The sequence below is a fragment of the Hamadaea flava genome, assembly GCF_024172085.1.
Classification (GTDB): Bacteria; Actinomycetota; Actinomycetes; order Mycobacteriales; family Micromonosporaceae; genus Hamadaea; species Hamadaea flava.
Genome location: NZ_JAMZDZ010000001.1, coordinates 7,993,792 through 8,006,482 on the forward strand (window position 1 = coordinate 7,993,792; position 12,691 = coordinate 8,006,482).

14 protein-coding genes are annotated in these 12,691 nt (G+C 69.8%); 6 read left to right on the forward strand and 8 right to left on the reverse strand.

The window, feature by feature from the left end; all coding sequences use genetic code 11:
- Window positions 1-84: 84 nt before the first annotated feature.
- The 3 genes from HDA40_RS37315 to HDA40_RS37325 form a co-directional block, all read right to left on the reverse strand.
- Window positions 85-1,326 (reverse strand): right-handed parallel beta-helix repeat-containing protein, encoded by a 1,242-nt coding sequence (locus HDA40_RS37315; protein ID WP_253762584.1) that lies wholly within the window; start codon window positions 1,324-1,326, stop codon window positions 85-87.
- Between the two features lie 37 nt (window positions 1,327-1,363).
- Window positions 1,364-1,525: a hypothetical protein gene (locus HDA40_RS37320; protein WP_253762585.1), complete on the reverse strand. Its 162-nt coding sequence runs from the start codon at window positions 1,523-1,525 to the stop codon at window positions 1,364-1,366.
- A 61-nt stretch (window positions 1,526-1,586) separates the two neighbouring features.
- Entirely contained in the window at window positions 1,587-2,513 is a 927-nt protein-coding gene (locus HDA40_RS37325) for an NADP-dependent oxidoreductase (protein WP_253762586.1), read from the reverse strand.
- 123 nt (window positions 2,514-2,636) lie between these two features.
- Here HDA40_RS37325 and HDA40_RS37330 point away from each other — a divergent pair, with 123 nt between their 5' ends.
- Both HDA40_RS37330 and HDA40_RS37335 read left to right on the forward strand, forming a co-directional pair.
- The gene (locus tag HDA40_RS37330; protein ID WP_253762587.1) at window positions 2,637-3,035 is read left to right on the forward strand and encodes a winged helix-turn-helix transcriptional regulator; all 399 of its coding nucleotides are present in this window, start codon (window positions 2,637-2,639) and stop codon (window positions 3,033-3,035) included.
- A 25-nt stretch (window positions 3,036-3,060) separates the two neighbouring features.
- On the forward strand, window positions 3,061-3,819 hold the full coding sequence (locus HDA40_RS37335; protein WP_253762588.1) for a hypothetical protein: 759 nt from the start codon (window positions 3,061-3,063) through the stop codon (window positions 3,817-3,819).
- Between the two features lie 25 nt (window positions 3,820-3,844).
- On the opposite strand, the gene HDA40_RS37340 is transcribed toward HDA40_RS37335, so the two are convergent.
- Window positions 3,845-4,156 carry an L-rhamnose mutarotase gene (locus HDA40_RS37340; protein ID WP_253762589.1) on the reverse strand — a complete coding sequence of 104 codons (312 nt, stop codon included), beginning with the start codon at window positions 4,154-4,156 and terminating at the stop codon, window positions 3,845-3,847.
- Window positions 4,157-4,682: 526 nt separating this feature from the next.
- Here HDA40_RS37340 and HDA40_RS37345 point away from each other — a divergent pair.
- Both HDA40_RS37345 and HDA40_RS37350 read left to right on the forward strand, forming a co-directional pair.
- The gene (locus HDA40_RS37345; RefSeq protein WP_275978392.1) at window positions 4,683-5,891 is read left to right on the forward strand and encodes a helix-turn-helix domain-containing protein; all 1,209 of its coding nucleotides are present in this window, start codon (window positions 4,683-4,685) and stop codon (window positions 5,889-5,891) included.
- Between the two features lie 153 nt (window positions 5,892-6,044).
- The gene (locus HDA40_RS37350; protein WP_253762591.1) at window positions 6,045-7,598 is read left to right on the forward strand and encodes a glycosyltransferase family 39 protein; all 1,554 of its coding nucleotides are present in this window, start codon (window positions 6,045-6,047) and stop codon (window positions 7,596-7,598) included.
- On the opposite strand, the gene HDA40_RS37355 is transcribed toward HDA40_RS37350, so the two are convergent.
- Together HDA40_RS37355 and HDA40_RS37360 are read right to left on the reverse strand one after the other, a co-directional pair.
- On the reverse strand, window positions 7,572-7,982 hold the full coding sequence (locus tag HDA40_RS37355) for an ester cyclase (protein ID WP_253762592.1): 411 nt from the start codon (window positions 7,980-7,982) through the stop codon (window positions 7,572-7,574). The two genes, HDA40_RS37350 and HDA40_RS37355, sit on opposite strands and share 27 nt — an antisense overlap.
- Entirely contained in the window at window positions 7,969-8,427 is a 459-nt protein-coding gene (locus HDA40_RS37360; RefSeq protein ID WP_253762593.1) for a hypothetical protein, read from the reverse strand. Before HDA40_RS37360 ends, HDA40_RS37355 begins: the two co-directional genes overlap by 14 nt.
- Before the next feature lie 62 nt (window positions 8,428-8,489).
- Between HDA40_RS37360 and HDA40_RS37365 the strand changes: the two genes are divergently transcribed.
- On the forward strand, window positions 8,490-9,101 hold the full coding sequence (locus HDA40_RS37365) for a TetR/AcrR family transcriptional regulator (RefSeq protein ID WP_253762594.1): 612 nt from the start codon (window positions 8,490-8,492) through the stop codon (window positions 9,099-9,101).
- Between the two features lie 11 nt (window positions 9,102-9,112).
- Here HDA40_RS37365 and HDA40_RS42355 read toward each other — a convergent pair whose 3' ends face one another.
- Both HDA40_RS42355 and HDA40_RS37375 read right to left on the reverse strand, forming a co-directional pair.
- Window positions 9,113-10,615, reverse strand: a complete 1,503-nt coding sequence (locus HDA40_RS42355; protein ID WP_253762595.1) for a GGDEF domain-containing protein — start codon at window positions 10,613-10,615, stop codon at window positions 9,113-9,115.
- Between the two features lie 137 nt (window positions 10,616-10,752).
- Window positions 10,753-12,114, reverse strand: a complete 1,362-nt coding sequence (locus tag HDA40_RS37375) for an FAD-binding oxidoreductase (RefSeq protein ID WP_253762596.1) — start codon at window positions 12,112-12,114, stop codon at window positions 10,753-10,755.
- A 106-nt stretch (window positions 12,115-12,220) separates the two neighbouring features.
- On the opposite strand from HDA40_RS37375, the gene HDA40_RS37380 reads away from it, so the two are divergent.
- A complete protein-coding gene (locus HDA40_RS37380) occupies window positions 12,221-12,676 on the forward strand; it encodes a MarR family winged helix-turn-helix transcriptional regulator (RefSeq protein ID WP_253762597.1) in 456 nt (151 codons plus the stop codon).
- Window positions 12,677-12,691: the final 15 nt, after the last annotated feature.

Here is a 12,691-nt window from a genome sequence, read left to right on the forward strand (position 1 = left end):
TTCAAGCGACGGCTGCCGACCGCGCCGAACTGAGCGTCACGCCCGTCCGCGAGACGATCGGCCGTCTCGCGGACGGGCCCGGTGTCAGCCCACCGCGTACAGGGCGCCGCCGGCGACGCGGACGAACGAGTTCGCGCCCGGAGCGCCCGAGACCTTGGTCGTGATCCCGTTCGTCGCGACCCGGCCGATCGCCGTCACCTCGGCCGGCGAGCCGGTGAAGGTCACCCCGCGAAGCTGGGACGTGTACCGGCCGCCGGACCGCCAGAAGACCTGGAAGCCGTCGAGGGACAGCCCGGTGCCCTGGATGATGACGCCGTCTTCGCGGCAGGTGTCGGCGGTCAGGCCCGCGACGACGGCGGGGGTCCCGGAGATGTCGAATCCGACGACCGAGTCCTGGACCTCCAGGCAGGTGAACGTGCCACGGCCGCCCGCGAGGCGCATCCCGGCGATGTTGCAGTAGTACGCCTTGCAGTTGGTCACCTTGTTGTTGCCCGAGGACACGTTGACGCCGTAGCCGTCGATGCCGCCGATGTGGATCCGGTCGACGTGCGAGTCCGGGGTTCCGTTGAGCACCACGCCGTCGCCGGAGCAGTCACGGACGTTGCAGCTGTGGAAGAATGTGCCGCGCATGTCGGTCTCCGCGTACAGGCCGTTGCGGCCCGCGCCGCCGACGCCCGCGGTGCGAAAACCCCGGATGAACAGGTTGTACGCGTAACAGTCCGGGTCCGGGGAGGTGTACGGGTAGCCGGTGGGATTGGCCGATCCGTCGTTGCAGTACACGAGCGCGTCGCAGGTCCCGCCGCCGGTCCCGCCGCCCTCCAGGGTGAAGCCGTGCAGCCCGCAGCCGTGGGTGTTCAGGTCGAACAGTTTGACCAGGCCGACCCGGGTCCCGGCGCCCGTCGCGGTGGTGATGCCGACGGCTCGCAGGACGGAGGCGTACATGCCGGCGCCCATGACGTCGACGCCCGAGCGCAGCAGGACCGCGCCGGAACAGTAGAACTGGCCGCCGGACAACTCGACCGCGTTGAGCGCCCGTTCCGAGCTGCCGGCGATCGGCCCGGTCGCCGCTTCGGCGATGGCCGCGTTGATGGCGATCTGATCGTCGGTCCCGGTGCAGACGTAGTTGGCGTCCGCCTTGATGTACGCGGGTGCGTCGGCGGCGGCGACCGTGATGCGCAGCGGCCGGGAGCCGGTGCCCACCCCGGCGCTGGCCGGGGACGGTCCGGTCGCCGCCGTGCCGACGGCCAGGCCGACACCGGAGGCGATCCCGGCGAAGGCCGCGCCGACGACCCGGCGGCGATCAGATTGATACTTGTCAGCAGTCATGGCGGCCATCCTAGGGATGGCTGCCCACATTAGACAGTCAGGGCCGCTCGGCCGATTCGTCGTCGTCGGGCGCCTTGCGCTGCTCACGCTCGCGGTCCTCGCGGAGCTTGCGCTCGAAGGGCCGCTCCTCCTCGTCGGCGAACTCCTCCGGGGTCTGTTCCCGGAAGGGTTCGTCGTCGGGCATCGAGCCGGGTCGCATCGGGACCTCCTTCGCCGGTGTCCTGCGATGCAGCTACCCGGCCCGACCTGCCCCGAAACGCTCAGGGCAGGAGCACGACGCCGCCGCGTACGCCGCCTTCGGCCAGCCGCTTGTACGCCGTCGCCGCCTCAGCGAGCGGATACGTGTCGGCGAGCCGCAGCCGCAGCCGGCCCGACTCGACGAGCTCGACCAGCTCGGCCAGGCGTACGCCGTCGGCGGCGACCTGGACGCCTTCGGTGCGGATGCCTCGCTGCGATTCGGGGGCGACCGGGTAGCCGTTGACGTACACCCCGCCGTCGCGTACGGCCGCCAGGGCTTCCGCTCCGGCCAGGGCCGGGTCGTAGACCCCGTCGACGCCCGCGCCGACCAGGTCGCGAATCCGCGCGGCCGGCTGCGTCGACCGGTCGACGAACCAGGTCGCGCCGTAATCGCGTACCAGTTGCTCGTCCTGAGCGGACGCGACCCCCAGGACCCGCAGACCTCGGGCGGCCGCGAGCTGGATCGCGAACCCGCCGACCGCGCCCGCCGCGCCGAACACCGCGAGTGTCGCGCCGCTCGGCAGCGCGGCCAGATCGAGCGCGTCCGCAGCCGTCAGCGCGTTGAGCGGCAACGTCGCCGCGAGTGCCGGGTCGACGCCGACCGGAGCGTGGACGGCGGACGCCTCGTCGACCAGCGCGACCTCGGCCTGTACGCCTGCCCCAGCAGCCAGCCAGAAGGTGAGCCCGACGACCTCGTCCCCGGGCTGGAAGCGCTGGACGCCGGAGCCGACGGCCTCGACGGTCCCGGCGAGGTCCCAGCCGAGGACACGCTGTACGCCGGGCGGGGTGAGGTGCGCGAACGCGCCGTTCGCCGCGGCCAGGTCGGCGGGATGGACGGCGCTCGCGCGTACGCGGACCCGCAGCTGGCCGGGCCCGGGCTGGGGGACGGGCAGCTCGGCGATCTCGATCGAGTCGAGGCCCTGCGGACTGGTGACGGTCACTGCACGCATCGGATTCTCTCCTTCATCGTGGTTCCTGGTGGTTTCCCGGTGGTGCTGCCAACCGTAGGAGAGGTACTCTCCATCGGAAAGAAGGCACCTAGAAGTGCGTAGCAGACCGAAAGGTGAGCGCTGATGCCGACGACGACCGCCGCGGGACGCCGTGAGCAGGCGAAATTCGAGTACAACGCGTTCCTCGCGCTGTGCCCGACCCGGCAGCTGCTTGACTCGCTGAGCGACAAGTGGGTCTGCCTGATCCTCGCCGCGCTGGCCGACGGGCCGATGCGATACAGCGACCTGTCCCGGCAGATCGCCGGGGTCAGCCAGAAGATGCTGACCCAGAGCCTGCGCTCGCTCGAACGTGACGGCCTGCTGACTCGGACGGTGACCGCCGCCGTGCCGGTCCGCGTCGACTACGAGCTGTCGGCGTTGGGGGAGAGCCTGATGCCGGTGGTGCGCGCGGTCAAGATCTGGGCCGAGACCCATATGGACGACGTGCTGGCCGCCCGGGCGGATTACGACGCCATTCCCTGAGGACACCGCTCCCTACACTGCGAGCATGTCGCGCGACAGGCTCCGCTTCGCCGCTGTCGGCCTTGGGCTGCTGGCGTTCGCCCTCCGGGTCGTGGTCGCCTTCTGGTGGCAGCCGCTCACCTGGCGCATGGGCGACTCCGCCGGTCTCGGCTTCGCGGCCGAATACGGCTTGTACGGTCTGGGGATGCTGGTTGCCGCGGTCGTGCCGGCGGGCGGCTACGCGGTGCTGACCTGGCGACACTGGCGGCTGCCGGCGACGTTTCTCGTTCGCGACAGCCGGTTCGTGGCGAGGTCGAACCCGATCCTCTTCGGCCTGTGGTCGATTCTGCTGCTCTACTTCGCCGGCGGAATGGTCCCGGCCAGGCGCGTGCCGAACCAGTACGCGATGCGGCTGAACACCGACCCGCTACCGCTGTTCCTGGTCGCGGCGACGCTGGTGGCAGCGCTGGTCGTCGTCGGCGTCGCACTGCCGTTCCTGACTCGGCCTCGGGTCGAGCTGGGCCCGGACGGCGTACTGATCCAGCGGTTGCGGAGCCAGTCGACGATCCCCTGGACCCTGCTGGCGCCGGGCGGTCCACTGCCGCCGGCCAAGCGGGCCCGCCAGATCTGGCTCTACGTCGCCGGTCCGGTGCGCTACACCCGCTATCAGGTCCCGTTGTCCGTCGACGTCGAGCCAACGTTCCTGGCGTACGCGATTCGCCACTACGTCGACCATCCCGACGGGCGGGCCGCCATCGGCACTGATGCGGAACTCGAGCGGCTGCGTACCGTGGCCGCGGGATAGCGGGTGTCGTCGGTGGAGCTGAGCGTCAGAGCTGCCAGACGACCGGCAGCGCCGCCTCGGCGGCGTCCGACGAGTAGTCGTGCGCCACATCGAGCAGCTCGGCCATCCGAGCCTGCCAGGCGATGTTGACCGGCAGCGCGGCCAGCCGGTCGATCATCGCCGCGTAGTCGTCGACCTCGATCAGGTGGAACAGATCGGTTCCGCTGCGCCAGATCGTCCACTCGCGGGCGCCACTGTCCCGGATCGCCGCCACCAGCTCCGGCGGCACCTCCTGGTGGGCGGCCTCGTACTCCGCGATCCGATCGGCACGAACCCTCGTGTGCAGGGCGACTCTCATCCGGGATCCCTTCAGCGGTCAGTCGGCCGAACTCGGCGATCATCACGTTCTACCAGCCGCGCCCAGCGGCGGTGCGTCCAGGCGGCGATGCGTCCGGCGGCGGTGCGTCCGGCGGCGGCGCTTCCCCCGCTCTTCGGCCTGCCCGACCGAATCGACGCCCAGAACTCCCATTGCGCGCTGTTCAACTGAAGCCTTCGAATAATGCGCCCGCTTCCCCTAGCATCACCGGCGATCGTTTTCTGGGGAGGCAGTCGATCCATCGGGCCGTCCGGCATCGGGCAGCCCGATGGATTGACCGTGCATGCCGACAGCACCGGGTCGCCGTATCCCCTTGTGGACCTTGCCTTCTTGACAGCCTCACGAAATCTGGTCGACACTTCCGTGAAGATGACAACGTTGTCTCGCCGCTGGCGAGCATCGACAACACCAAGGCCGGCACCGCTCGGCCGGCTGTTCACGGGGACGACTCCAAAGCGCCAGGCATCCAGCCGTATTCAACCGAAGCGTTCGGGTAGGTGAGGATGGCATGTTCATCAGCGGGCAGGGACTGCGCGCCGCGCGGGCGAAGGCGGGGATATCGATGCGGGGCATGGCCCGTCGCACCGGAATCTCCTACAGTCACCTCTCTAATGTGGAAAGAGGCGATCGGACGGCCACTGCGCCCGTGGTAGAGGCGTATCGGCGTGCGCTGGCAGACAAGGGCCACCTGCTGGAGGCGGACCGTGACGTCATGCACCCCGGCAATACGCCAGAGCTGCGGTCTGATGCCGATGCCGGTCTGCTCGCGGCTATTCCAGCGCTGGCCGCCGCCGAGACGGTGCGTGCGGGTCTGCACGAGGCGGTCAGTCGCCGCTCCCGTGCCGAGTGGTGGCAGCAGGCCGCCACTGATTACGGCGCCAGCCACTATCTGGCCCCGCCCGCTGAGCTGTTGCGTGACCTGCTCGCCGACGCCGCGGTGCTGGAGAATCACATCTCCGACAGTGGCGGTGCCGAGCGGCGCGGACTGCTGCGCTCCGCAGGATATCTGGCCGGCATCACCGCATACGCGTGGTCGAATCTCGGCGTGCGCCGCCAAGCCCGCCGCTGGTGGCAAACCGCCCTCGACGCCGTCGACCAATCCGAGGACCCGCCCGCGCAGGCGTGGGTGCGCTCGTGGGCGGCGGCCAATGGGCCCTATATCGGGCGGCGGCCGGGCGAGGGCCTCAGCCTGGCTCGAGAACGGCTCGGCCAGCACACGGCTCCGGACGGCGCGTCCTGCGCACTGCTGAGCGCGCTTGCCCATGCCCAAGCCGACGTAGGCGACCCTGCGGCCGCGACGACGGTGCGGCGGCTGGTCGAGCTGAGCGAGCAGATCCCCAGCGTGGTCGCCGACGATCGGGAATCGTTGTTCGGCTGGCCGGAGGCGCGGCTGCGGTACGCGGAGTCCCATGTGTACACAGCTCTCGGCGACACCGCAGCCGCCTATGCCGCCCAAGCTCACGCATTGCGTCTCTACGGCACCGAGATGCCCCGCGACCAGGCCCGGATCCAGCTGCACCGCGCGCGGTGCCTGGTCATCGACGGCGACATTCGCGAGGGCGTCGCGTGCGCTACCGGAGTACTCGACGGCACCGACGCGACCGTGCGCTTCGAGAGCGTCAACATCACCGCCAAAGCAGTACTCGCCGCTGTCCCACCTCGCGCTCGCAAGCTGGCGGCAGTGACGGCACTGCACGACCGCCTGGTGAGCACCTGACCACATTGCACATCGCGACGCAACGACGTTCCAGGTGTCGCCGCCATACTAGGAGTTGAGACAAAGCTTCCTGACAATCACCTTATAACGTAGACAGTGAAGGTGACGATATCGACGGGGATGGCTGCCAGGCGGTATGCCCAGGTGCCATATGTGTTATTGGCGCTGCTGTTCACACTGCTGACCGTGTTCGTGGTGACACAGCACGCGGTGCACGGCCGAGCCTTCGACGAGTGGATGCAGGACGACTACGGCCAGCGGACGCTGGCCTTCTATCTCAGCGGCGGCAAGGACAGGTCGTTCCTGGAGATGGCGCCGGAGCTGTACATGCCCCAGCACGGGCCGGCGTACGAGCTGATCGTCGCGGCGGCGCAGAAGCTGACCGGGGAGCAGTGGCAGACCCGGTCGGTGCTCGGCGGCGTGACCGGGTTGCTGGGCATCCTGGCGATCGCGTTGTGCGGCCGCGAGGTCGCCGGGCCGTGGGGTGCGTTCCTCGCGGCAGCCGGGCTGGCCCTGTATCCGCGCTACACCGGCTCGATCTTCAACAACTCCAAGGACATCCCGTTCACGGTCGCGATGACCGTCGTGCTGTGGCTGGTCCTGCGGACGGTCCGCCGATGGCAGCAGGACCAGCGGCGGTTCGAGCTGCTGCAGGACGCCACCCTCGGCGCGGCGATCGGGTTCGCCGCGGCGATCCGCGTCAACGCGCTCGCCTGGTTCGCGGTCCTGGCGGTGCTGATCGCCGCGTTCTGGCTCCGACGCCGGCCAGCCGGGGCGGCCGCGATTCGGGCGGAACTGTCGAAGCAGGTCGGTTCGCTGCTGCTGATCGTGTCGACGTGCTACCTCGCCATGTCGCTCACCTGGCCTTACGTGCTCGTGCGGCCCATCGCCGGGGCGATGGACGCGGTCGCGGCGATGTCGAAGTACCAGTGGAATCACGAGATTCTGTACCTGGGCGCGATGGTTCCGGCACCGCAGGCACCGTGGCACTACGCGCCTGTGTGGCTGGTCGTCGGCTCGCCGTTGCCGGTGGTGCTGCTCGTGCTGGCGTCGGCGGGCGCGGTGTGGTGGCGGCGCGGTCCGTCCGACGGGCGTTACCTGGTGCTCGCGGCGTACGTGGCGGTGCCGTTGATCTTGCTGATCGCCTTGCGCCCGACGCTTTACAACTCGTTGCGCCAGTTCCTCTACCTCGTCCCGGGCCTGATCCTCATCGCCACCGGCGTACTGCTCGCGGCGGTCCGGGCCGCTGCCGGATCCGGCCGGCGGGTCCTGGCCGCCACGCTCGTCGGACTCGCGATCGTCGGCCAGGCCGAGGTCGTGGTGGCGGGCGCTCGAATCTATCCCTATGAGTACGCCTACTTCAGCCCGGTCGTCGGCGGGTACGCCAAGGCGCACCACTCCTTCGAAGGCGAGTACTGGGGATCGTGTTCGTCGGAGGCAGCAAGCTGGCTGCGCCGGCACCACGCCGACTACCCGGTCATCGAGCCGTCCTTTCAGGACCTCGTCGGCTGGAACACGCTGATCGAGAAGGAGTTGCCCGGCCTCACCCCGGTCGGCGACAACCATCCGACCTTCCTGATCAGCCGGGAACCCCGGGACGGCTACCGCACGATCCACTCGGTCATGCTCGCGGGCGAGCAGCTCTGCCAGGTCGGCGTCCGCAGCGATGTGCCCGCGGGCTCAGCCGAGATGGCCCAGCTGCCGTAGTGCCCCGAGATCGTCGCGACAGGCCCAATGCTCGGCGATACGACCGTTCTCCAGGCGTACGAAATGGATCTGGCTCATCTCGAAGGCGCGGCCGGTGGGCGGAAAGCCGAACAGCGCACCGGTCTGGGTCGCCCGGAGCGTGGCCCGGTACGCGACCCGATCGCCCTGCGTGACCACGTCGTCGATGGTGTAGCTGATCCCGGTGAGCACCGAGTGCAGGAACTTGACGACCCCCGCGAGTTGGTCGGGACCGGGTGGCCCGGAGTTCGGCGGGGCGGCGTGGTCGACGCAGCCGGCGGTGACGATCTCCGCCGCGCGGCTGGTGTCGCCGGTCTCGAACATGTCGCGGTAGAGGCCGCGGATCGTCTCTTCAGGCGTCGGCATCGCGGCCGCCCAGGGTACGCAGGAAGAACGTGGCGGTGATCGCGGCCGCGACCATGAGCGGCAGATGGAACAGGTACTCGATGCGGGCGAGGCCGCCGAAGTCGTGGTGGGACAGCACGCGGTGCATGTTGTCGTGCGGCCACCAGCTGAGCAGCATGAACGCGATCGCGCCGTACGCCGCCCAGGTGAGCCGCGAGCCGCCGCCCAAGCGGCGAAGCAGGGTCGGGCCGAACACGAGGAACGCGATGCCGAGTCCGAACGCGACTGATTCGATCGCGCTGAGCAGGAGGAATGCGGGCAGGAGGGAGCCCGGCGGTGTCATCGAGCCGGGCGGGTCGGGCCAGAGGACTCGGCCGAGGAGGAATGCGGCTACCGTGGCGACGACGGCGACCGCCGTCGCCGGCAGACGCGGGACTAACCTGCTGGTGGAGGCCAGTGTGGACAACGCGACTCCTTCACTAGAACGACGTTAAACTCACTGGAATAACATTAAAGTCAAGAGGGCGGATGGAACAAGAGACGGCCAAGCCCAATAGGCGACAGATGCAGGCGGCCCAGACTCGGCGTGACATCATCCTGGCCGCGACGCAGCTGTTCACCGAGCGCGGCTACGCGCGGACATCGGTCGCCGACATCGCCGCCCGGGCCGGCGTCTCGGTGCAGACGATCTACAGCAGCGTGGGCCAGAAGGCCCAGCTCATCACCGCGATGCTCGACGAGATCGACTCCATCGCCGGCATCCCCGAGCTGGCCCGGCAGGCCGCCCAGGCGACCGACGCCCGCGAGATCGTCGGCTTCCAGGCCCGCATCACGCGCCAGCTCAACGAGCGCTGCCGCGACATCCTTGCCGGCGTACGGTCGGCCTCCGCGGTGGACCCGGACCTGGCCGCGGCCTACGCCGCGGGCAACGCACGGCACGTCGCCGGCGTGCGACTCACCGTTGAACGGCTGGCTGCCGTCGGCGCGCTCGCGCTGGGCGTGGACCAGGCCGTCGCGACCGTCTCGGTCCTCACCTCCATCGACGTCTACACGCAGCTCACGACCGATCACGGGCTCAGCTTCGACGATTGCGAAGCCTGGGTACGCACAACGCTGGAGACGGTTCTGCTGAGTCGGTAGGCCGCGGCCGCTCACGTATTGCGGCGGTCGCCGTCCGGTTCCGGTCGCAGCGCCTTGGGGCCGCGATGGGACAGCGACCGGGGTGGGACGGTCGAGCCACGCCCGGCTGCGCCGTCGATCGCGACGATCTGCTTCTGCGCGTACATCGCCTCGTCGGCGACCCGGATCAGGTCGTCGATCTCGGTCCCGTCCCGGGTGGCCGCCTCGCTGACGACCGCGCCGAGGCTGGCGCCGACGGTCACGCCGTCCAGGGACTCCTCGAACGGGCGGGCGAGAGCCGATCGCACGCGCTCGACCAGGGCGCCCGCGCGGTCGGCGCCGCAGTCGCTCAGCAGTGCGAGGAACTCGTCGCCGCCGAACCGGCCGACGTGGTCGCCCGCGCGTACGCTGCGGCGGAGCCGGCCGGCGATCTCGACGAGCACCCGGTCCCCGGCGGCGTGCCCGTACCGGTCGTTGACCTCCTTGAAGTCGTCCAGATCGCAGAAGATCAGCGTGCAATCGCGGGGCGACGCGAGTTCCCGGTCGAGCGCCTCGGTGAACGCCCGCCGGTTGAGCAGGCCGGTCAGCGGATCATGATCGGCCTCCACGGCCAACGCCTCTGCGAGCCGATCCCGGCTCTTGGCCAGCAGGCCGATGCGCAGCATGACGAGCGGCACCATGACGACGCCGACGAGCACGCTGACCGTCGCGTCGGCCCGTGCACCCGTCAGGAGCAGGAAGCCGTTGACGATCGCCGGGATGCTGAGCGCCAGGCCCAGCAACACCAGGCGCAGCGAACTCAGGCGTTCGTCCCGGGGCGGGCCGGGCCGGGCGAGCCGGCGCATCGAGGGGTCGAATCCGACGACGGACAGCGCGATGTAGGCGACCATGAACGACATCACCCCGATGACCCGGGCCGGGGCGCCGCCCCAGCCGGTCAGGACGAATCCGGCGAGGTTGAAGGTCAGCGCCGCCAGGAACAGGCGCAGCGCACGCGTACGGTCCTGGTCGGTCTCGACCAGCCGGATGAGCGCACCCCAGGTCCCGCACAGCACGAGCACGATCACGCCGAGGGCGATCGCCTCTCCCGAGGTCAGCCCGTTGGCGTCCATCCGGGGTTGCAGCACGACGACCCACAGCAGGCCGCCTAGCGAGATGGCGGCCAGGCTGGCGTCGATCAGGCCGCTGTAGTCGTTGCCCCCACGTTTGATGACCAGCCCGGCCGCGGCGGTGAGCAGCAGCATGCTGGCCACCACATCGACGACGCCGCGGTTGGGCAGCCAGAGGTGCAACGTGTTGTTGACGGCGCTGAGCAGGATCGCGGAGAAGATCAACCACCATTGGGTGCGGAGGTTGGCCGGGCTGTGCCGTAGGCCGTAGACCGTGGGCACGACGGCCAGCCACGAGAATACGAGGTACATCCCGCTTCGCTCCGATTGCGTAGCGAGCGGGAAGGCTGCCACGGCGATCAGCGCGACGACCACCGCGGCGGTGATCAGCCGCCGGCGGTAGCTCTTCCCGCTTATCTCGGGCACAGTTCCAGCCTAGGTTCATTTCGCCGGATTCCGGGCTCGTCGACCCGTGAATCGGTCATCTCGGTCGAGTAAGTCGCCCAGGCCAGGGCTCCGGCCCTGAACTCTGGGCGACTGACCGCTCATCTCGGCTGGATCACTCAACTCGGCTGGATGGCGTGGTTGATGCGGAAGACCTGGTTCGGGTCGTACTTCGCCTTCAGCTCGGCCAGCCGGTCGTAGTTCGCCACGGTGTACGCGCGGCGAACCCGCTCGGGGGTCGAGTCGTGGTCGAACAGGAATCCGGGGAGCTTGGCACCGGTGTCCCACGGCCGGAGGCGCTCCAGCACCTCGTCGGTGACCCGGCGGACGGCGTCGGCCCGCTCGGGTGGGGCCGGCATCCGCAGCCACAGGTGGAACGCCGCCCCCTGCGTACTGACGGCGTGCGCGCGCCGGGGCTCCCGGTCCAGTGCCCCGCCCAGCTGCCGCAGCTCGACGCCCGGGTAGGGGCCGCCGGTGGCCGCCGGGTCGATCAGTGAGACCAGTTCGGCGATCGCCTCGTCATCCAGGTCGCGCAGCAGCGCGCTGCGCAGGTGCGCCCGGACCGGATGCTTGGGGTCCTGGTAGATCTCGGTGATCTCCTCGTACGGCACCACGGCGCAGGTGTCGATGTCCGGCCCGAGCGCCCGCAGGGGGCTCACCAGCCTGGCACCCTGCTTCTCGGTTCCTGCGTAGACCACCCGGATCTGCACCAGCGACCGGCCCCGGACCTCCTCGGGGAACTGGGGCGCGTCGGGGAAGCGCAGCAGGGTCACCGAGGACGTCATCTCGTCCGGCTGCGCTCCAGCCCAATCCAGGTAGGAGCGCAGGATTCGCGCCGCGTACGCGGGATCCTCTCCGGCGAAGCTGAATTCGCCGCCGTAGACGGTGCGTACGGGGAACAGGTCGATCTCGGCGGCCACGACGACGCCGAAGTTGCTCTTGCCGCCGCGTACCGCCCAGAACAGATCTGGCTCCTCGGTCGGCGAAGCCGTACGCAGGACGCCGTCGGCCGTGACGATGTCGAGCGAGCGGACGTAGCCGGCGGCGAACCCGAACGTCCGGGCGGTCAGCGGCAGGCCGCCGCCGGTCAGGAACCCCATCACGCCCACGTTCGGCGAAGATCCGACGAGCGGGGCGAGGCCGTGCTCGGCCGCTGCGGCGACCACGTCACCCCAGCGCAGTCCCGCGCCGATCCGGGCCGTGCCGGCGCTCGGGTCGATCGACAGCTCCCGCAGCTCGCCGGTGGCGATGAAGACCGCCCCGTCCGCGGGCACGGATTTGCCGTGCCCGGTCGACTGCACGGCGATCGGGCGTCCGGTGTCCACCGCGTACCGGACGGCGGTGGCGACGTCGCCGGCGTCGGCCGGGATCACGACCACCGCCGGCCGGTGGGTGACGGTCAGCAGGAAGCCCGAGCAGGCTTCGTCGAATCCCTCGTCGCCCGGGTTGAGCACACGGCCCCGGATCTGTGTCTCCAGCATGTGAGCACTCCACCTCTGTGCGAGATAACGTTGGCCATACCAACGTTGGTGCAGCCAACAATACACATGACCGTGGGTTTGGCCAACGGTTTGCTAGATTTCCCTGGTGGACACCGGAGAAGGACAACCGGCGCAGCGGCTTCGGGTGCTGGCGAGCAGGCTGACGAACCAGGCGGCGCTCGCGGCCAACCGGCTAGTGGACCAGGCGCTCGGCCAGGCCGGCGTACGCCGCTATCACTACGCCCTGCTCGCCACGCTGCAGGAATACGGCTCAGCGAGCCAGGCCGACCTCGGCCGGCGTACCGGCATCGACCGCAGCGACATGGTGGCGACCGTCAACGACCTGGCCGAATGGGGCTTCGTCCACCGGGCGCCCGACCCGGACGACCGGCGCCGCAACGTCGTCACCATCACCGCCGCCGGGCGTACGCAGCTCGGGCAGCTCGACGAACTCATCAGCGGCGCGCAGGACGCGTACCTGGCTCCGCTGTCCACTGCCGACCGGAAGACACTGATCGACCTGCTCACCCGGCTTGGGGCGTACCACAACGAGAAGAAGTGATTCGATCGTCCACCG

Coding starts and splice junctions, on each gene's coding strand:
- HDA40_RS37375 (WP_253762596.1), bottom strand. CDS start 12,114: ATGCTGGAGACACAGATCCGGGGCCGTGTGCTCAACCCGGGCGACGAG.
- HDA40_RS37340 (WP_253762589.1), bottom strand. CDS start 4,156: ATGAGAGTCGCCCTGCACACGAGGGTTCGTGCCGATCGGATCGCGGAG.
- HDA40_RS37355 (WP_253762592.1), bottom strand. CDS start 7,982: ATGCCGACGCCTGAAGAGACGATCCGCGGCCTCTACCGCGACATGTTC.
- HDA40_RS37315 (WP_253762584.1), bottom strand. CDS start 1,326: ATGACTGCTGACAAGTATCAATCTGATCGCCGCCGGGTCGTCGGCGCG.
- HDA40_RS37365 (WP_253762594.1), top strand. CDS start 8,490: ATGGAACAAGAGACGGCCAAGCCCAATAGGCGACAGATGCAGGCGGCC.
- HDA40_RS37330 (WP_253762587.1), top strand. CDS start 2,637: ATGCCGACGACGACCGCCGCGGGACGCCGTGAGCAGGCGAAATTCGAG.
- HDA40_RS37320 (WP_253762585.1), bottom strand. CDS start 1,525: ATGCGACCCGGCTCGATGCCCGACGACGAACCCTTCCGGGAACAGACC.
- HDA40_RS37345 (WP_275978392.1), top strand. CDS start 4,683: ATGTTCATCAGCGGGCAGGGACTGCGCGCCGCGCGGGCGAAGGCGGGG.
- HDA40_RS37335 (WP_253762588.1), top strand. CDS start 3,061: ATGTCGCGCGACAGGCTCCGCTTCGCCGCTGTCGGCCTTGGGCTGCTG.
- HDA40_RS37325 (WP_253762586.1), bottom strand. CDS start 2,513: ATGCGTGCAGTGACCGTCACCAGTCCGCAGGGCCTCGACTCGATCGAG.